Genomic DNA, 21297 nt, shown 5'->3' on the forward strand with positions numbered 1-21297 from the left:
GGTTGCAAGAGCTAGTAAATAGAGTATTTTAGATTGAACACAAAAAAATCTGTGGTACTCTATGTTACTAGCCGAATTACTATATAATCATTTTGAGATGAAAGATACAAGACTAAACACGTTCAAGGGCATAATAAAATCATTAATGTTGTGCCTAAATTTTAAAAATCCTAGCACTATGAGCCTTCTAAGCTTATGCCTTATTAAAAAATGCGGAAGTCGGGAGATAAAAATATTAGTAATATAGAGAGAATATCAGACAACTTGGCTATTACTTATCAAGCTGCCTGATTATTACTTATTGTCAGATTAAGTCGTAACTAGTATACCCGGGACTAAACATCTAATATCTTTCTCTTACTTTCCATCATTAACATCTCTGATTTTATACTCCTATTATTTATTCTAAAAATAATAGAAGTATATGTTGATAATAATGGATTAATAACGTACTATTCTTTCCACTTCTTAGGTGGGGCATTTTTCAACGCACATTAACCCATTTACGGGTCATTATTGCATGCTTTTTAACAAAAGTAGAAGAGTATACTATTCGGGTTAGCTATAGACTATCTCCGACAAGAACAACAGTAAAAATATCAGGATTAGAAAAATCAACTGGTCTAGGAGGTGGAAGGTAATCATAAATACCACTATCGCTGCCCTCTACAGTAGGACTACCCCCTATTTCTACAATGCTACTATTTTCCTCTTGGACAGTATAATTATTCCCCTCTTTTACAGTATTACTACTTCCATCCTGCACACTTTTAGGACGATACCCACCTAAATATTGGATAGTATTATGAAAATAGTCTGATAAAAATTCACTAAGCGGTCTACATTCCTTTGAAGATACCATTACACATACTTTCTTAGCGTTATCTCCATCTATGATGACGGGTTTACCCATAAATTCAATTAAATTAGATTCAGGATTTTGATAATTATAATAAGAGCTATCATTACTTGTTGCTTCATTCTTGTGTTGCTTTTTATTTAATAAATAACATGCTACCCCACCCCCAAAAGTAATAACACTAGCTACCCCAGCAGCAAGATAATAATACAGAGAAGTTAATGCATTATTGTCTTGGTTTTGGGAATCTTTAACAAATGTTTTATTATAGGTATCTATACTATCTGCTATACTATCTGCAACCATAGTAGACTCTATATCTGACTCTTCTGGATATTTATCAGTAGCACTATCAACATGCTCTTGTTTTATAGTGTTGTCTTTACCATGCTCATCTTGTTCATTGATATTAGCACCTTTCTCAATAGGCAATTTAATAGTATCGTTTTGTTTGAACCAAGCTGCATTGTGTACTTGAGCAGTAAGCAATTCAGCACTATCAGTATGGTTTTCACTTATTGCAATGTCTAAAGGAGTATTACCATAATTATCCTGCACATTGATATTAGCGCCTTCCTCTATAAGCAATTTAATAATATCGTTTTGCCCAAACCTAGCTGCATCGTGTAAAGGAGTATTGCCATAACTATCCTGCATATTGATATCAGCCCCCAATTGAATAAGCAACTTAGCACTATCATCATGTCCTTTTCTTATTGCAATGTGTAAGGGAGTATTACCATAATTATCCTGTGCATTGATATTAGCACCTTTCTCTATAAGCAATTTAACATTATTAGCATATTCTTGTGCATAATGTAAAGGAGTACTACCATGCTTATCCTGTGCATTGATATTAGCACCTTCCTTAACAAGGAATTCAACATTATCAGCATGTTTTTGTCTTGTTGCATAATGTAAAGGAGTAGTACCATACTTATCCTGTGCATTGATATCAGCACCTTCCTTAACAAGGAATTTTATAGTACTTACTGCTACATTTCGCTGAGCCGCAATATGTAAAACGGAAAGACCTTCCTTATTTTTTATTGTTACATCAGCACCTTTCTCAACAAGAAATTTCATAACCTTTAAATTACCTGTCAGTGCTGCTATAAGTAAAGGAGTATCACCGTTATCACTTTTAACATCTATATCAATACCTTGTTCAAGAAGAAATTCCATAATATCAAGGTAACCATAATAAGCTGCTGCATGCAAAGGATTATAGGAGTTAGGTATATTGTCTATTAATTGATGGATTATCTTCTGAGTTTCGTAGCCACGATAAGGTAGGGAGTTAATGTACCCGCTTAAAGTTAGAGGCTCTGTAATCGTATTATCCTTATAATTGTTTTTTTCCTCAAATTGCTTAATATTAGCATTAAATACATTAGTTGCTATATTTATATCATTATTAGAATTTATATTATCATAAGCCTTGGGAACACTTAACGTATTTATTACATTACTATTATAAGCACCAACGCTATTAATGCTTAATCCGGTATTAGTCATATCTCCTCCCATGAGATTAATTAAAAAAAATCTATCTATTTTTTAAGGTTATCTGATACATCCCAAGTGTAAATACCCACTTAATTAAGGTGGGCATTATTGGTAATGTAAAATGTATATGCTCAAATGATTTGAAGAATTGGATTTGAAAACAAAGGGCAAGCTAGCACAGTGTACATGAGGTACATGAATTTCAAAAAACAATCCTCCAAATCACTTGGGTATATAACAAGAACATTAAGTTCTGTTAATGAATACCTTAAAGCGGGAGAACATATAGAAAATTTTTATATAATGCAAGAACTTATTATATAATTCGACTAGGGTAATTTAAAAGTCAGTGTGCCAAGAATCAATAACTTCATCGTAGTAAGTTATTGAATGCTAAGTAATAGATGGTGGTATGTCCACCGATATCGGCTAGCACGAGCAGATATCAAACGACCCCACGGTGCTATTTCTGTCAAGGAGATGGTATTGATGTAAATTGTAATCATCTTTTGACCCCCTATTGTAATAAACTATTGACCCCTCTAACCACATAAAAAAATTAGTTAATTTTGGTTAAAATTCAGATAGAATTTTCTAAAATCATTGTAATTTTTAATTCATACCATAGTCTATTATTTTAATCTTTAATCTACATCTTTGCCTCCTCTAAAACTTTTATTACCAGTTTCTATGATTTGACAATGATGCGTTATCCTATCAATAATTGCCTTTGTTGCCTTAGGATTACCAAATATATCCCCCCATTCTTCAAACCTTAAATGGGTCGTTACAATGAACGAAGATTGTTCATATAATTTAGCAAACAGCTCAAATAATAAGAATCTAGCCTCGGCTTTTATTGGTACATAGCTCAGTTCATCTATCACAATAACATTTACAAGATTCAACAAATAAGGTTTTGTCGTATGTTGTAAATGGTAAAAGAATTAGGTATAATAAAATAAAAAATATAGCTATTAGAAATAGACCTATTAATTAACGTACTTATTTTTATATGATGAAAATTAACCAAATAATACCATTAATTAAAAACTTAGAAGAAGATTACACATTACTATTTCATGACGTTATTGGCAGTTTTATTAGCGAGATAACCGATCCGGATAATTTTGATGAAAACTCAGCAGAAGTTAATCTTCTAGAGTTAAGCAGTAAATTAGGCGAGAATATCACTAATTATATGATTTATGGTGCAACAGAGTTTTTTCTGAGTAACGAATATCCACATAGGATTACTAGAATACATTGGAATTGTATTGATCACTTGTTAAAAACTCAAGGGGATTCTTTTACTGATATGGACAAAAAGTATTTGCTGGGGTTACGAGATTCTTACATGTGTATTTATAAAGTGGCAGATGTATACAGAGGAAAGAATCTGACTTTGACTAATATGATTGAGAGCAAGCACAAACCAATTACCATAAAAGGCATAGACAGTAACCAAGATATAGAGATAGGAGATATTATAGGGTGTCGTGTAGTGAAGGTAAATCAGGAATATTTACTATCATCAGTTTGTTTAGTATTAACTTCTAAAGCAGCGAGCAACGCTATCAAGATGATAAAACAAATATCTAAGATGGCGTTAACCAAAAAAAGCCTTAAATTATACATGAAAATTTATAAAGACCCTGAATTAATGTTTAAAAAGATATGGGCTAAAGAAATCATGGAACAATGGTTCTTATATGCTAGAGAACCTTACACATTAAATTGATTAATACCATAAAGGTTTCGTTATAAAAACTAAACCTTCATACAACCAAGTAAATTATCAAATAATAAAAAAAATATGACCTTTAACCCTTTGAGCAATACAACAACTGAAAGCATTAGTAAGATTTTATATGAGCATAAACTACCTAGCATGAGGGTAGGTACTGATGACTTTAAAACGTTATTGTTAAATAGTGATGTATTTGTTGATAAAAGCTTAATGATCAAAGAATTACTAGAAGACAGTGGAGAAGTAATTCTAATTACCCGACCAAGACGTTGGGGTAAAAGCCTTAATATGGATATGATTAGGAGATTCTTTGAAATAGAAATAGATGAGCATGGCAATCCCTCATCATTAGAGCATCAGAACAATATCAAATTATTTACAGGTGGAGAAATAGATTTAGGACTTGCAACTGGTAGAAAAAAATTACTTCAAAAGCTCAAAGTAGCTGAGTATCCACATATTATTTTGGAATATCAAGGTCAATTCCCCATAATATTCATCACATTTAAAAGCGTGGAAGGTTCAAGCTATCACGATATTGAACAAGGAGTAAAAAGCCAGTTACGGAAATTATTTCAGTCACATAGATATTTAGCTAATAGTGATAAGCTTGCATCAGATGAACGAGCAGATTTCAACCAATATTTATTTGGCGAGGTAACTCTAGACAATATCAAAAATAGTTTGGCTATTTTAAGCCATTTGCTTTACAAACATTATAATAGAAAACCTTGGGTGTTGATTGATGAATATGATACGCCCATTAATAGTGCTTACAGGTGGTTTGGTACTAATGAGACAGAATTTCAGAAAGTGTTAGAAATTTTTCGTGGAATCATGAAATCTACCTTTAAAAAGGAAACTGGCGATCAAGAATTACCAGTCGAACGAGGAGTTATTACAGGAATTTTGCGGATTGCTAAAGCTGAATTATTTTCCGGTTTGAATAATGTTAAAGAATATAGTTTATTAGATAAAAAATTTGCGAGTGTTTATGGATTTACTCAAACAGAAGTGAATGAGTTATTAACTAAAGTACCACTTACTACTAGCTCAGAAGAAATTAAAGATTGGTATAATGGCTATAATTTTGGGGAAGAACTCATCTATAATCCTTGGTCAATTATGATGTGTTTATCAAGTGAAGGTAAGCTTGATCATTACTGGCTTGATAGTGGTGGGACAGGTTTGATAGATAAAGTATTATTATCAGATGAAATGCAGGAAGATTTACAGAGCTTAGCTGCTGGCAAGAGTATCACTTCACCTATTACCAAACAAATTAGTTTTGCTGACATCAATAAGCCAATAGGACTGTTTAGTTTGTTATTATTTAGTGGATATTTAAACCCTACAGTTCAAAATTCAGAAGAAAATATATATGAATTGTCAGCACCTAATAGAGAAGTACGGTACATATATAAAGTAAGAATGCTCCAATGGGTAACTGATCAATTAAAAATTGATAGTTCTAGATATTACTCGTTTGTTAGCTTGTTACCAGTAGGTAAAATAGAAGAATTTAAAGCACGGTTACAAGAATTGCTACAAAATTCTACCAGTTTTTATCAAACAGGAAATAAAAAAGCTGAATTATTTTATAGTGGCTTTATGCTAGGGATTGTTAATATGCTAGCACCTAGCTATACAACATCAAGTGAGCAAGAATCAGGCGATGGACGAGCTGATTTAATCATGATCCCTAAAGCTAGTAAAGGTGATAAAGCCATGATTATCGAGTATAAAATCGCTAAACCTTCTGAAGATTTAGCCTTGGTAGCCCAAATGGGATTAAAGCAAATTATAGATAAGCAATATGATGTAAAGGTTAAAGAACATTCTCACGTCAAAAAAATCATTAAACTTTCAATAGCTTTTTGTGGTAAAAATATGGATTTACAATATCAGGTTACAGAGCTTTAGTAAGAGACTGTAAGCGTTTGAATAATCAGTAATTTTATGTGTAAAAGTAAAGACTTGATCTGACAGTTTGGAGTTGTTGGGTACGAAAATATGGAATAAAATCGTACCCAGCAAATTTTAACAACCTCTTATTAAGGAGACTGTTAGATGACAACATATCAAGAAAAAATCATAAAACCAAGAATTGGTTTATTACAATTAGCAGAACAACTAGGAAACGTATCGCAAGCTTGTAAAGTAATGGGCTATAGCAGAGATACATTTTACCGCTATAAGGAACTGCATGAGCAAGGTGGAGCAGAATCTTTGTTTGAGATGACTAGAAAGAAGCCATGTTTGAAGAATCGTGTTCCATCTAATATCGAGGATGCAGTAGTTAATATAGCTGTTGAATTTCCTGCTTATGGTCAGGAACGTACTGCTAATGAATTACGTAGGAGAGGTATCGTTATCTCTGGAGGTGGAGTAAGGTCTGTTTGGCTACGTCATGATCTAGAGAATTTCAAAAAACGTCTAAAAGCATTGGATGCTAAAGTTGCAAATGATGGTATTATTTTGAGTGATGCACAACTTGCTGCACTTGAGAAAATCAAGAATAAACGTGAAGCAACTGGTGAGATTGAAACCATGCATCCTAGTTACCTTGGCTCTCAAGATACCTATTATGTTGGAAACATTAAAGGCATAGGACGTATCTACCAACAAACCTTTGTAGACACTTATTCTAGGGTAGCTATTTGTAAGCTTTATACCGAGAAAACAGCTATTACTACAGCAGACCATTTGAATGATAGGGTTATTCCATTTTTTGAAAAGTATAATATCCCTTTGCTTCGAATACTTACAGATAGAGGCACGGAATATTGTGGTAAACCTGAGAATCATGCTTATCAACTATATCTTGGTATTGAGAATATAGATCATTAGACTTCTTTCGAAACTCTACTTCTGCTGGTGATTTGTACGTCGATGCGGTACTCGAATCCTCACGTACATTAGAGTACGCTGCGGTTCTGCGTTCCGCGTCTCCTTCAAATCCCTCAGCATAAGCGAGTTTCGAAAGAAGTCTATTCTAGAACTAAAGCATATAGTCCTCAAACTAATGGTATATGTGAGCGTTTTCACAAAACTATGCAGGAAGAGTGCTATCACATTCTATTTCGTAAAAAGCTCTATAATACATTAGATGAGTTACAAGCTGATATAGATACTTGGCTTACAAATTATAATAACGAAAGGTCTCATTCAGGTAAACATTGTTTTGGTAAAACACCAATGCAAACTTTTAGAGATTCACTTTATATTGCTAAAGATAAAAATATTAGTAATATAGAGAGAATATCAGACAACTTGGTCTAATAAAAATGATCAAGCTGATGCAGAAGCTATATGTGAAGCGGTAACAAGACCAAATATGAGGTTTGTACCAATTAGAACTGTAGAACAACAAGATATTTTATCAATTCATCGAGTAAGAGAGAGATTGGTAAAAAATCGTACTGCCCTTGCTAATGAAATTAGGGGTCTACTACATGAATTTGGTTTTATTATTCCTCAAGGGATCAATAAGGTTATGACAAAATTAACCGAGATTTTAGATGAAGGGAATTTAAGCCAGCTGGGTTATCAAACATTTAGTGAACTGAAAGAGGAATTTTTGGATAATGACAAAAAAATAAAAGAGATAGAAAAAAGATTAAAAATAATAGCTAGCAACTTAACTCAATATCAACGATTAACAGCTATACCTGGTCTTGGTTTAATTACTGCTACTGCTTTAATAGCATCAATAGGTAATGCTACAAGTTTTGAGAATGGTAGGCAATTATCGGCATGGTTTGGATTAGTGCCAAGGCAGCATTCCAGTGGAGGGAAAGATAAGTTGCTTGGAATTAGCAAGCGAGGTGATGTTTACTTGCGTACTTTATTGATCCAAGGAGCTAGAGCTGTACTAAATGCCAAGATAAGATTTACATCGGAAGAACAAAAATCTAAAAAAGATTTTAGCAAATTTACGCAGTGGATGTTTAATTTATCTGAGCGAAATGGACATAATAAAACAGTAGTTGCTGTAGCTAATAAACTGGCAAGAGTGGTGTTTGCAGTACTAAGGTCAGGGGATGATTAGAGAGTAAAGTTTGTAGCACAGAGCTATTATAATTAACATAAAATAAATAGTGGTTTATTAATTAATAGGTAAACAAAGAATATGTAAGAGATTCCAACCCGGAATATGCGTGAGATAATAATATTGATGGTAAATAAGACAAACCTTAGCTTACAAAAAAACTGATGACTACAATGGCTCTTTGAAGCCGATAAAATGATAAGTATATAGTAAATTTGTAAGCCAGCGAATTCCATCAGGGCTGTAGGATAAATTACACATAATTTATTAACTATAAGCCGGATACATGTATGCATTTGCATTTTTGCTATTAGATATTATTTTTTTCTTGCATTTTACAGGAGGTTCATACATGTAGTCAGTAACGAGAATTTAATTCTACACTCCACTCGTCGCATAATACTCACGTTCTATAGCATAATTTCTGCTCATATTTATCTCGAAGATGAGAAGGGTACTATCTGTATACTAGCTTTCTTACTTAAGTTTTCTTAAGTATCTTATAGTTATTCACTAAAGACAATATTTAAGATACAAGGGTACTATGTAGGTAAGGCTGGAGAATAATTCTCATCATGCTTAGTTAATAATTCACGAGCTATGAGTATATTACCTGATAATTTACCTACAGCTACTATCCCTTGATTCTCACGAAATAAAGCGGGTAAAACCCCTTGGTAAGATATCTCTAGATCTTTAATGTCATCTGTAATGACAAAATGCACTTTATCAGCAGTAATTTTTCTGATTGAACCTACTTTAACTAAGCCCCCTACCCTCAATTCTTTGCCAAGTTTTGACTCGTTAATTTTTGACGGAGGGTAAAAAAATACTATACTATCTTCAAGATTGTATAATATCATATATATTCCCCCAGCACTGCATAAAAGGTAAAATAATATAAACTTTAATCTATTTTTTACCTTTTTTTGCATTACTTGATCTAACTTTAATTTTATTATAATCTAGCCAACTTGTTATTAACAATAAGGCAAGAGTAGCAAGAGCAAACAGGTATGAGGCTAGTAGATAATTAAACATCTTATTATCTTTTTTGATTTTGCTGCTTCACTCTAATAAAATCTATAATCTCTTGAGCAGAACTATTTAAGTAAAAATGCTTTATATATTCCCCTTGTTGATCTATTAAATAACTAAAAGAAGAATGATCAATCATATAATTTTCACCATCATTTGCTCTAGCATAATACACTTTAAACTTATCAGCAACCTCTTTAATTTGTTGTTCATTACCCGTTAAACCAATAAATTTAGGATTAAAATGCTTTAAATATTCTTTAAGCACTGTTGGAGTATCACGCTGAGGATCTACAGTAATAAAAATAAATTCAACATCAATTTTATATTTATCAAGAGTATTAATGACCTCTGTTAATTTTTGTAAAGAAGTAGGACAAATATCAGGACAATAAGTAAAACCAAAATAAATTAAACTTAATTTTCCTTTCAAACTATCACTATTGAAAGTCTTACCGTCTTGATCAGTTAGCTCAAAGTTTCCACCAATTTGCACGTCAATATTATCCCCTCCTCCCTTTCCAGCAAGGGGTTTTTGCGGTATGTCAAAAGATAACCAAAGATACAATGACGTAATAGTTATCAATAAACCTACTGCTAAAATAATTTTTATAATAATATTATCCTGACATTTTTCTTGCATTGTATTCTTCACCTCATAGTACCCTATATTTTTCTATAATCGTCATAGCAAGGCTCTTTAGATGCCGTGGCGATCCAAGTAAACAGCGAAGCTATTTTTTTAGAGTAACGCTTCGCGTATCCTAGATTGCCGCGTCGCCGCTTTTTCGCGACTCCTCGCAATGACGTTTTATAGACGTATATGTCTATTAGCGAGCGAACGTACGTGAGCGTGGCAATCCCATAACTGTTGAAAGTTTACAAATACCTATACCACAGCGTCATTGCGAGCGTAAGCGAAGCAATCTATCTATATGACAAGCTTCATGGATTGCCACGTCGCCGCTTGCAGCGGCTTCTCGCAATGACGACTTTTTAACTTTCAACAGTTGTGCCACTTTGTGGCTCGCAATGACGGTTTAAGCCTTACAACAGCACTCCGCTAACAGACGATTTTTAACTTTCAACAATTGTACCCTGCTTCCCATTTATTGATCATTCAATATTTGTGCTACTTCTAATGCAGCGTATGTAACAATGCTACTAGCACCAGCACGCTTAAAACATACCAATGATTCTATTATGCTTGCTTGCCAATTTAAGGCATTGGCATCTGCCGCAAATCTTAACATAGAATATTCACCACTTACCTGATAGGCAAATATAGTAGTATTAAAGTTATTGGCCGCTTGTGCTATGACGTCCAAAAACATCATACCAGGTTTAATCATAATCATATCTGCGCCTTCAGCAAGATCATGTTCTATCTCTAACATAGCTTCTCTGCTATTACGTACATCCATTTGATAGGTCGCTTTATTTAGATAAGCTGTCTTATTATTGTTCAATGCATCTCTGAATGGGGCATAAAAACTTGAAGCATATTTTGCCGCATAAGATAGTATATTAACGTTAATAAACCCTTCTGAATCTAGTATTTGACGTATGCCCATAATCCTACCATCCATCATATCAGATGGGGCTACAATATCTACCCCAGCTTTTGCTAAAACTAAAGCTTGGTTGCACAAAGCTTCAACAGTTCTATCATTATCTACATCCCCATTATGTAGAATACCATCATGTGCATGGGTAGTGTAGGGATCTAGGGCAACATCGCATATTATACCAATATCGATATTGGCATTTTTTATACTTCGTATAGTTCTACACATTAAATTGTCTAGATTATATGCTTCATCAGCATTATCGCTTTTTAATTTTGCATCTATACAAGGGAAGAGTATTATAGCATTTATGCCATTTTCATAAGCCTGCCTAGCCGTCAATACTACTTGATCAATAGATAATCTATATACGCCAGGCATAGTTTTGATCTCTTGACGCTGGTTCTTGCCCTCAACCACAAATAATGCTAGCACCAAATCATTTACGCTAAGCCTATTCTCTGCTACTAATTCTCTTAGCCACCGCGTTTTTCTATTTCTTCTTAATCTTATTGTTGGGTACATATCTATGTTCTTACCTTTGTGCAGAGTTGTTTTTACCTTTTGTTTGTGGGTGTGCTATTATACCTGGTTTTAAATCATCTATAGTACTAGAACTCACCTTTACCATTTTGCTAAATTTACTAAATAATTTAGAGCTTTCTTGATCCAAATTTATATTTCGTTTAATTTTTTGCTGTAATTTTAATTGCTTATCTATATCCTTATCAATTAGTTTAGAACTATTTTTAACGTCCAATAGTTCTTTCATGTTATCCTTAAATGTTTTTTTGCTTTCATTAGCATCCTTGTTAGTTATCACATCTGATATAAAAGCCAAAGCGGATTTAATTGTTGTCCCAAATTTTGCAAAAGCCAACTGTTTCAATCTTTGACTTTCTTTTTTTTGCCCAATTATTGTTTGTTCTATTTCTTTCTCTTGTTTTTGCTCTAATTTTAATTGATTTTCTAATTCTTGTTGTTTCTGATTGCTCCACTTGCTTATATTCATTAATGTTCCTTCAACACCTTTAATATTATCCTTATTAAATTGTTCTGCCATTAATTTCACATGTTTTTGTAACTCTTTTGCATTATCTTGTCCAATAGTTTTAGCTATATTATTACTATTAGCGACCTTAATCAATGGATCAACTATCTCTTTAATTGCAATCAATTCATCCTTAAAAATTCCCTGTAATATTTCTTTGTTGACATCTTCTAGCCAAAATTTTCTTTCTTCTAGCATATTATCAGGACATTCTTGCAGCACAAATTCAGCTATATCTGCAATTACTGGCTTTAGCTCAGGACTAGTATTTAATATTTCTTGTAAACTTACTTCATATATCTTTCTAGCTGAGCTTTCTTTATAAAAATAAAAAGCACTCGTTAATGCTGAAATTATATGTTGTTTTACTTCCTTTCTTTCTTTACTATTACTAAACTTGTTAGGATCATTAAAAATATGATCAATTTTTGTTATAATATCATCTGCTTTTTGTTGAATTTCATCTTTTTTTTGCAGAATTTCTTCTTTTTTCTCCCGAATTTTCTCTTGTTTTGTCATTTAGTACCTCATATAATACTATTATATATCACAATTATTAATCTCCACTAAGTATTATTAGCATAAAATTTTATTATAGTTAAACCGGAAAGGTTTTAGCAAAAAAAAACGTCATTGCGAGGAGACGATGAAATCGCCGACGTGGCAATCTCACAACTGTTGAAAATTAAAAAACCGTCATTGCGAGGAGCCACTTTAGTGGCGACGCGGCAATCCAAATTACTTATTATATTTTTTGTGGATTGCTTCGTCGGCTCATGCCTCCTCGCAATGACGTTGAAGAATTTTGTGTGCATCACCTAGGTTCTAAGGGTGATGTCCACAACTGTTGAAAGTTAAAAAATCGTCATTGCGAAGCACCGTTAGGCACTGTGGCAATCTTCATGATTAAGCCAAATCACGTTACTTCTTTTCCATTAATCCTTTCCAAGCAAATTTTTTCCGTCACTGTTTTTAATTTTTTAACTCGATCAATAAGGTAAAGTAGCTGTTCTTTAGTTATCTTATAATCTTTGTTATAGCGAGCTTCAATATAAGCCTGTTCAAGTAATCTAAAACATTGCCTTTGCTCAACGCTAGAATTAGGAAATATCTGCCATAATTCTTCATTGTAATTTCCGGCTATACTACCTAATTTTCTTATATCGTGTAGTTTCGGTTTATAACCGGAAAAAACTAACAGGATAGCATTATAAAAACTTTCGGTAGTTTGGTGAAGGTAAAAAGCTGATAAAGCATAATCTTCCCTTTTTAATGGATATTTACAATCAATGAAAAAACCTGTGCCTCTTACAAACCAGTATTCATAATCCTCTTTAGCTATTTGTCTTCTTTCTTCCCATGGTAAGTTTTTAGCTTCCGCTAGCTGAAACTCACCACTATCATATAAAAGAATTCCTTCTTTTTTTATATCAGAAAAGAAATAATGCCCCTTCTCTAACTGACTATTTACCGTCTTGATTGATTCTAGCACTAAAGTTACCCATAACTCAAAAGGACTTCTTAATGATTTTTTTTCCAACCTTTTTTCTATTTTATCTTCTATGGATAAGCCGGCAAGACCGGCATGTTTGCCTTTCTTCATCACCAACATAAGATCGAGATCACTTTGATAACTATAAGTAATGTGTCCTTTTTTATACTCATCTTGTACCCAATCTCCTCTAGCGTAAGAGCCAAATAAAATAATCATCGCAATCTTATCTTTTCCAACTGCTAAGATTTCTTTTACAATCTTATCAAGCTTTTCTTGAATTATCATAGAACGGCTAGGTAAGGTAGTTTTCATATAGATTTATCGTCATATTTTGAGAATATATTATATAATTTTACTTATTTTCTTGGCAATGTAACTAAAAGATTACTTAAAAATTTGCTTTATGCATAATTATCTCTAATTAGTATGTTTTAACATAAACTTGTTGATATATATCAAAGCCGGCTGGATTTAGCTTATAATCAATTTCTGCTTGCTCTAAATGTTTCAATGTTTTAATGCAATCTTCTAAGTTAACCTTATTTAGAGCTTGCTTAAAACTTGGCACATATTTATAGAAAATTGGTGGAGATAGTGATTTTATAGCCATATCTATATTAACACCCATTGCTAATTTATTCAATACGGTGTATAGATTTAGATAATACCTAATTAATGCTCTGATAATTAGCACTTCATTAATATTTTGTTGTTTTAGTTTGGTGAATTCTTGTAAAAAATTATCAAGATTTCCTGAGGAGAAATAAACGCATAAATCATCCCCATTCCCTGTAAAATCATCACTAACTACAGCTAGTGCATCATCCAGGGTGATTTGATCTTTATCAAATGTAAAATATATTAACTTATTGATTTCATTAACTAGTGTTTGATGGTCACCTTTTAAACGATCTGTTAAATAGTTAACAGTATCTTCACTTATAACCTTACCAACACTGTTACATTTTTGTAAAATTATCTTAGTAATTTTGTGTTCATCATCGTGATAGCAAGCTAGAGAAGCTAGATAAGTTTCAGTTTCAAAAAACTTACGTATACTAGAAGCAGCTGATAATTCATCAGCAATAAAAACTAAGAAATGCAATGAGTCTTTACTAAGAGCCAGTTTTAAAGATTTATCTATAGACTCGCCAACTGACCTTACTATAATCAATTGTTTTTGCATAAAGAAATTTTGGGTATTAACTAACGTCTCGAGCGATCGATTTTTAATTTCAGAATATTCTATAGAGGTTTTTAGTAAGTCAAATTTCTTCACTAAAGTCTTACAAATTTTATCAATGTACCCTTTATCTGGACCATAAAGCAACAGAGCCTTAATTTGTCCATTTTCTACCTTATCAAGTAGCTGAATGATTTGTGATAGATAAAGCTTCATCTTTAATTCTATTTTTGTTAAAACAAACTGATTCTTTTTGGTAATTTTGTCGTCAAAATTTGCTTCCGTTCCTCACGTACATTTGCGTACTGCTTGCGGTACTAAGCTACATTTTTCCTAAAAATTCCTCAAAAATTATTCAGTTCGTAGGCACTCTCTTAAAATATAAAATTAATCTTGCTAGGATTTCATCTGCTCCTCGTTTTGTAAGGTCTTTCAATGCTACCTCTTCATCTATATAGCTATGATATGGTAAAGCAGCTGTACTATAAGAGGTTATATGACTAAATGTTCCTGTTGTCACTTCTCGATTAGTAACAATATCAACTAACCTATATTGAATAGTTTGACTGATTGCTTCTCTTAACACATCAGAATTCTTTTGAAGAATAAGTGGTAAATGTTTGTTGGTAAATTTTACCTTTAATAAATACTTTGTTGTGGCTGTTGTAGAGCTTGGTAAAATACTCGACAAATAGTAACAAAATTCTGCACCTTCAATAGATGCTATTGGTTCAATTTCAATGCTACTTAATTGGCTTAATTCCTGCGTGCTATATTTATTACTATATATAGGTTTTAAACTACAAGAGGTAAATAAAAATAAGTAAGCAAGAGCTACTAATAAATTTGAACGCACCATATTGTATTTACCATTTTCAACTATTAGCTACCTCCTGAGATTGTCCACTATCATTGTCATCTACCTTACGTTTATTATAGTTACGTACTCTAGAGGGGCGAGAATAATTTGATTTTTTCTCAATATATTTACGGTTTGACTTATTGGTGTCAAGGTCATTGACTCCGTTAACCGATTCATTTACCACTACTGGTTTATTAGTTTCTTGAATAGAATCAATTACCTCTTTATCAATTTTTTCCATACCCTTATTTGATTCACTACTAGATTCTAATTTATCAGGCATTTTCCATTTTTGCTTCTTCTTGTTATGAGCAGGAGTCTCTTTAATACTCTTTTCTTCTTGATAATTAGAGGACTGATTCTGAATTAATGGCTTATTACCAGCTTCTGTATGGCTAGATTTCTTTGATAATTTTATTTTTTCAATTGAATAATTATCAGAAGTGGCAGAAGGATCAACGTGGAATTTTAACTTTAAATTATATTTTTCTTCAATTAGAGATATTTCTGAACGTTTATTATTCAGTAAATAGATAACTGAATGAATATTAGCAAAAATATTTACCAAATCAATATTTTCATTAAAAATTTCATTTTCTACCGTACGTAGAATCAACATAGCATTTGACTCATCTGCCCTAACAAGACCCTTACCATTACAATATGAACAAATCGATGAATTTGATTCCAAAAATGAGGGGCTTAATCTTTGACGAGACATCTCAAGCAAACCAAATTGACTAATATGAGCAGTTTGAATTCTTGCACGATCTCTACTTAGAAATTCCTTAAAAGACCTCTCGACAATCCTACGATTTCTAGCCTCATACATATCGATAAAATCAATAACCACTAAGCCTGATAAATCTCTTAATTTAATTTGCCTAGCAATTTCTCTAGCAGCTTCTAAGTTGGTTTTTAATGCCGTTTCTTCAATATTTTTTTCAGAAGTTGCTTTTCCTGAATTAACATCAATTGAAATAAGTGCTTCTGTTGGATTTATCACTATATAACCACCAGAAGCTAAAGCAACAACTGGTTGGTATAGTTTTGCTAGTTGTTCCTCAACAGCAAATTTTGTAAAAATTGGCATCTTATTTTTGTATTCTTTGAGCTTAGCCAAATCAATAGGTAATATATCCTTCATGAATTTCACAGCATTTTGATAAGCCCCACTACCTTGTATTATCAACTCTTTAACAGTAGGATCACACATATCTCTTATGACTTTTTGAATTAGACCATCTTCTTCATGTATAAAACAGGGAGCTACAGATTTAAGAGTATTCTCCCTAATTTTATTCCATAATCTTGCTAAATAATCATAATCTCTTTTTATGTCTAAAGTAGTACAGCCAGCACCAGCTGTACGAATTATGATACTTGACCCACTACTGTTATTATTTGCAGTTATTTTACTGACTATATTCTTAAGCCTTTTTCGCTCATCAGCATTGGATATCTTCCGCGATACACCATTCTGCAATGGAGTATTAGCCATCAGAACGCAATACTTTCCCGCAAGAGATATAAAGGTTGTAAATGATGCACCTTTATTAGCTCTTTCCTCTTTTGTAACTTGAACAAGCATAACTTGTCCTTTTTTTATTACTTCTTGAATTTTGTATTGCTTTTGTTTATTGTCTTCCTCTCTATCACTTTTGTCTACACTTATTGTTTCAATATCATTATCTAAGACATCCAAATTAAATTCTACCTGAATTTTTTCGTCCACTAATCTTTCTATGGCATTTAAATCAATTTCTTCACTATCTATTATCGGATTATAATCCCTCTTTGCTTCAGATTCTACAAAATCATCTTGGATAATATCTAAAAGAGAAATTTCTTGTAATTTATTTATAGAAGTCAAAGATTTAAGATCAGATACTGGTACATTATAATAATATGGATGAATTTCATTGAAAGGCAAGAATCCGCTTTTGTCCGGACCATAATCTATAAAGGCAGCCTGCAACGCTGGTTCAACTCTTATAACTTTTGCAAGATATATATTACCTTTGATTTGTTGTTTTATGGCTGTTTCATATTCAATATCCTCGATATTGTTACTATGATTCAGTAAAACCACCCTTGTTTCATTAGGGAAGTTAGCATCAACTATAATTTTTTTACTCATTAATTTTTTACTCGTAAATTTCTAGGTATATCTCTAAACTCTGTAACATTTAGCAATATTAGAGAATATTATAACAAATTTAAAACTTAATATTAAGTTTTTATGAGAAAACATTTAACAAGTACATTAACCTAACAAATAACTCTACTTAACCTAAATTCGATATAACATTACTATGCCATTGATCATTCCTAGCTAAAAGCGGGAATCCATGATACCTAACAGTCATTCAGGCTGTTTTTTGGATTCTGCAATGAAGCGGGGATGACATCGAGAACTATTATACCTACTTGGTTATATAATAGACTTCTTGCATAATTCTACTTCTGTTGGTAATTTATACGTCAATCCGGTACTCAAATCCTCACGTACACTAGAGTACGCTGCGGTTTTCCGTTCCGTGTCTCCTATAAATTCCGGAGCAGCAGCGAATTCTGCAAGAAGTCTAATATTTTATTAATGGTCAAAATAACAAATTAATTAGACAAATCATAATGAGTGATATAATGTACTTTTAGTTATATCAAAATCTCTTAAACGCCTCTCAACTAATAAAATTTATATACGATGTAATCTAGTTTAGCAAACAATTATTTATGACCCAAAATAATCATTTAAAAACAGTTTTGCTATTGTTTCTTAGCGTATTTCTTTTTGCATGCATCACTTACATCAATGCACTTATAATGCCAAGTTTTCTGCTAAGTAAAGGCTTATCTGGGGAACAACTAGACCATATTGAATCAATCGAAATGTTAGGTTATATAATAGCTGGTTTATTCTTAACCCCATTAATTAACAAAATCAGCGATAACAAAACTACTATTATTAGCTTAATCTTACTTATAATAGGCATATTAAACCTAATTATGATTAAGGATTACACCATTCTTAAAATCAATTTTATTGTAATGGCATCTGCCTACTACACTTACATAACCACAACTATCATCAAAATAGTAGAGTTAACCAATAACTATAAATATTATAAATATTTTGCTCTTATTATCTTTTCTTTGTTATGGATAGCTGGACAGTTTACCGTTGATTTACTAACTGTATTTCTAGAATCAGCTATAAATGGGTTATTATTATGCACGTTACTTTATAGCTTCATTATTATAACTTGCTTACAAAGAGAGAATATTAATAAAAATACAACTTTAGTTTCTAGATTTTCATTCTTAATTGAGAATATAGAATTACAGATACTAACAGGCTTTATGGTATCTTATATTACTTTTGATATATTGTGGTATTATGAAGAATTTGCCTTAGAGAAACACTTTCCTGTATCAAAGATAGACTCTATTACTCATTATACTCTTATAAGTATATTTTTCTTGATATCACCTGTTATTTTATCATTAAAAATAATCAATAAATATCTTGCGAACTTAATATTGATAATTATCCTCCTAGCCAGTTTTATTCTTTTACCATATTATGGAGTCACTTTAATAGGTAACATCTATCTCCTTTCTATAATTGGTGTATGTTTATGTGCTATTTTTATTTGTAATATATTAATATTATCCGGTAAATTTGAAGCACAAGATTTGAGAACCGCACTGGCAATATATTTCACCATGTGTGCTATTGGCATTTATTCTGGAGCTTTATCTTCTTATATATCCCATGGACTCTATGATGGGCAGGGTTTTCTATTTTCTACATATAGTGTTGTTGGAACTTTTGTACTTTATTATTCTTGGTATTTTTTTAAACGGAAATTGTACAGATGGTAGGGGTATAATCTAAACAGTTTCCCAAAACTAAATTGCTACTCGGAGTACGAGTGTCGGCTACCTTCACGTACAACTAGTACGTGAGCAGCACAGATATTTGGTCGCGAGAACGCCAATTCTTGCAGTTCACCGAGTATACTAGTGATCCACACGGGTAAAGCCTGTACGGGGATGACATCAAACCTATTACATTGAACTCAGGTTTAAGTTGCTATGAAGATTTATGAAAAAAATAAGACTTGACCAATATCTAGTAGAATCCAAATTAGTTGATGATATTAACATTGCACGAAGCTTAATAGTACAAGGCAAAGTATATATCAACCAGTACCAAAATACCAAACCAGGTACAAGAATATTGACTAATACTCCTGATATTACTATAAAACACCCAGTACATGATTATGTATCACGAGGGGCTTTGAAATTAATTGCTGCTCTAGACTATTTCAATATTGATCCACAAGATTTAGTTTGTTTAGATATAGGTTCTAGCACTGGTGGTTTTACTGAGGTTTTACTCCGTAGAAATGCCAAAAAGATTTTTGCAGTAGATGTAGGATATGGTGAACTACATTATAAATTGCGTAATAATCCTAAAATTGCAGTAATTGAAAGAACTAATGCCCGCTATCTAACAGTTGAGCAAATTAGCTTACCACTAGACCTTATCGTTTGTGATGCCAGCTTCATTAGTCTTACCACTATATTACCCACTTCATTTAGCTTAGCAAAAGATAATTGTAGTCTAGTTGCCCTAATTAAACCGCAATTCGAAGTAGCAAGGGATGAAGTCGGGAGCGGTGGAATTGTCAGAAGCCAACTCTTACACCAAAGAGTATGTGACCATATTCAACAATGGCTAGAATCAAACCATAACTTTAATATACACGGGATAATACCCAGCCCTATTTTAGGGGCAAAAGGCAATCAGGAGTTTTTAATTTATGGACAGCGTATAGTCAATTGATGAGAATTTGGTAACATCGTTTTCGATCGCTCGCCTATTATCTATAGGCGTTGCTCCATCGTTCCTAGCATCAAATTCTCATAAATTGACTATAACACCTATGAACCTTTGGCAAAAAAATATAAAACTCGATAATCAAGTTTTTTAGAATTATTAAAAAATATGTCATTGCAAAGAGACCGTAGGTCGACGAAGCAATTGTAACATCATTTATCTATATATTGTTTCCTAGATTGCTTCGCTTACGCTCGCTAATAGACGTTGTGGTATTCTGTGTTTATATCGCACGAGGCGATAACTGGAATTTCTCTTGTTCATTAACAATAGTACTATTCACTCTATTATTAGTGTCGTTTTTACCAACTTTCCCATTAGGATCATTTACCTTCATATCATCATAATCTTCACTAAGAAATTTTCTTTTCATTTCTGATTTATTGAGTACACTCTTAGTTTTATTAGTTTCTAATTTTTTAATGTTTTTATGACTATCTGTTTCTATTGGTAACATATCAGCACTTTGTGTTTTAACATTTTTCCCCGCAGGACAACTATACTTTTCTAAATCTTTTTTAGTTTCATGCAGCATAGCTTTAATTTGCTCTAACTCTTTGTGCAACTTACTGTTTTCCTCATCACTATTTCGCTTTTTTACTCTATCACTTGCTAAGTTCAATGAAGGATAATCTTTATCTTGATTTAACTTCTGCCTTCTTTTGCGATCTGCATCCTGTTTTACCATCTTAAGATACATCTGACGATTTCTTAAAGTTGGATTAATTGTTTCCGTATCAGATTCACTAAGTAAATCTTCCTCATCGTCATCAAAATTTTCTTCCGTGACGTTCCTTTTTGCCATTGATATATACTTCTTATTATAAAGAGGCGGACGCTTACCACCTTCAAAACCTTTGGTATCTATAATTTTATTATTAGCAGATTTTTTAAAATATCCTTTAAAACCATCAGTACAACCTGAAAGTAGGAACAATCCCAAAACTGTAATAATAACTTTCCCTAACATAAAGCAATCCGATAATTTTTTACTAAACCATAATTAATGACACAGAATT

The 21297-nt window shown here is 32.3% G+C and carries 16 protein-coding genes and 3 pseudogenes; 7 read left to right on the forward strand and 12 right to left on the reverse strand.

The features are described from left to right. Positions 1-562: 562 nt before the first annotated feature. A complete protein-coding gene (locus tag AAGD45_RS07485) occupies positions 563-2377 on the reverse strand; it encodes an ankyrin repeat domain-containing protein (protein WP_341761278.1) in 1815 nt (604 codons plus the stop codon). Between the two features lie 635 nt (positions 2378-3012). Continuing rightward, on the reverse strand, positions 3013-3279 hold the full coding sequence (locus AAGD45_RS07490) for an ATP-binding protein (RefSeq protein ID WP_341761279.1): 267 nt from the start codon (positions 3277-3279) through the stop codon (positions 3013-3015). Between the two features lie 104 nt (positions 3280-3383). Between AAGD45_RS07490 and AAGD45_RS07495 the strand changes: the two genes are divergently transcribed. From AAGD45_RS07495 to AAGD45_RS07515, 5 genes and pseudogenes are all read left to right on the forward strand, one after another. After that, entirely contained in the window at positions 3384-4109 is a 726-nt protein-coding gene (locus tag AAGD45_RS07495) for a hypothetical protein (RefSeq protein WP_341761280.1), read from the forward strand. A gap of 75 nt (positions 4110-4184) precedes the next feature. Next, complete coding sequence (locus tag AAGD45_RS07500) at positions 4185-6041, forward strand: AAA family ATPase (RefSeq protein ID WP_341761281.1); 1857 nt, start codon at positions 4185-4187, stop codon at positions 6039-6041. A 147-nt stretch (positions 6042-6188) separates the two neighbouring features. Further along, positions 6189-6965, forward strand: a pseudogene (locus AAGD45_RS07505) (helix-turn-helix domain-containing protein); the annotation flags it as partial. Positions 6966-7112: 147 nt separating this feature from the next. Beyond that, a pseudogene (locus tag AAGD45_RS07510) lies at positions 7113-7400 on the forward strand (integrase core domain-containing protein); the annotation flags it as partial. After that, a pseudogene (locus AAGD45_RS07515) lies at positions 7396-8169 on the forward strand (IS110 family transposase); the annotation flags it as partial. The pseudogenes AAGD45_RS07510 and AAGD45_RS07515, both read left to right, overlap by 5 nt. A gap of 542 nt (positions 8170-8711) precedes the next feature. On the opposite strand, the gene ccmE reads toward AAGD45_RS07515, so the two are convergent. The 9 genes from ccmE to AAGD45_RS07560 all read right to left on the reverse strand — a co-directional run bounded on the left by ccmE (position 8712) and on the right by AAGD45_RS07560 (position 17506). Continuing rightward, positions 8712-9104, reverse strand: coding sequence for a cytochrome c maturation protein CcmE (gene ccmE, locus AAGD45_RS07520; protein WP_341761283.1), 393 nt, complete (start codon positions 9102-9104; stop codon positions 8712-8714). Beyond that, positions 9082-9210, reverse strand: a complete 129-nt coding sequence (locus tag AAGD45_RS07525) for a hypothetical protein (RefSeq protein ID WP_341761284.1) — start codon at positions 9208-9210, stop codon at positions 9082-9084. The genes ccmE and AAGD45_RS07525 overlap by 23 nt, the downstream gene beginning before the upstream one ends. 4 nt (positions 9211-9214) lie before the next feature. Beyond that, positions 9215-9850, reverse strand: coding sequence for an SCO family protein (locus AAGD45_RS07530; protein WP_341761285.1), 636 nt, complete (start codon positions 9848-9850; stop codon positions 9215-9217). A gap of 466 nt (positions 9851-10316) precedes the next feature. Beyond that, a complete protein-coding gene (hemB, locus tag AAGD45_RS07535) occupies positions 10317-11300 on the reverse strand; it encodes a porphobilinogen synthase (protein ID WP_341761286.1) in 984 nt (327 codons plus the stop codon). A gap of 10 nt (positions 11301-11310) precedes the next feature. Continuing rightward, positions 11311-12345, reverse strand: a complete 1035-nt coding sequence (locus AAGD45_RS07540; RefSeq protein ID WP_341761287.1) for a hypothetical protein — start codon at positions 12343-12345, stop codon at positions 11311-11313. A 397-nt stretch (positions 12346-12742) separates the two neighbouring features. Then, positions 12743-13633 carry a HEPN domain-containing protein gene (locus tag AAGD45_RS07545; RefSeq protein WP_341761288.1) on the reverse strand — a complete coding sequence of 297 codons (891 nt, stop codon included), beginning with the start codon at positions 13631-13633 and terminating at the stop codon, positions 12743-12745. Between the two features lie 109 nt (positions 13634-13742). Beyond that, on the reverse strand, positions 13743-14720 hold the full coding sequence (gene holA / locus AAGD45_RS07550; protein ID WP_341761289.1) for a DNA polymerase III subunit delta: 978 nt from the start codon (positions 14718-14720) through the stop codon (positions 13743-13745). A gap of 139 nt (positions 14721-14859) precedes the next feature. Further along, positions 14860-15363 (reverse strand): hypothetical protein, encoded by a 504-nt coding sequence (locus tag AAGD45_RS07555; RefSeq protein WP_341761290.1) that lies wholly within the window; start codon positions 15361-15363, stop codon positions 14860-14862. A gap of 16 nt (positions 15364-15379) precedes the next feature. Further along, positions 15380-17506 carry an Rne/Rng family ribonuclease gene (locus tag AAGD45_RS07560; protein WP_341761291.1) on the reverse strand — a complete coding sequence of 709 codons (2127 nt, stop codon included), beginning with the start codon at positions 17504-17506 and terminating at the stop codon, positions 15380-15382. Between the two features lie 596 nt (positions 17507-18102). Here AAGD45_RS07560 and AAGD45_RS07570 point away from each other — a divergent pair. After that, on the forward strand, positions 18103-19254 hold the full coding sequence (locus AAGD45_RS07570) for a hypothetical protein (RefSeq protein ID WP_341761292.1): 1152 nt from the start codon (positions 18103-18105) through the stop codon (positions 19252-19254). A 223-nt stretch (positions 19255-19477) separates the two neighbouring features. After that, a complete protein-coding gene (locus AAGD45_RS07575) occupies positions 19478-20224 on the forward strand; it encodes a TlyA family RNA methyltransferase (protein WP_341761293.1) in 747 nt (248 codons plus the stop codon). A 277-nt stretch (positions 20225-20501) separates the two neighbouring features. Here the strand turns inward: AAGD45_RS07575 and AAGD45_RS07580 are convergent, their stop codons facing one another. Then, complete coding sequence (locus AAGD45_RS07580; protein WP_341761294.1) at positions 20502-21248, reverse strand: hypothetical protein; 747 nt, start codon at positions 21246-21248, stop codon at positions 20502-20504. Positions 21249-21297: the final 49 nt, after the last annotated feature.

The sequence above is a fragment of the Candidatus Tisiphia endosymbiont of Thecophora atra genome (assembly GCF_964026395.1).
In the GTDB taxonomy this organism is placed as follows: Bacteria; Pseudomonadota; Alphaproteobacteria; order Rickettsiales; family Rickettsiaceae; genus Tisiphia.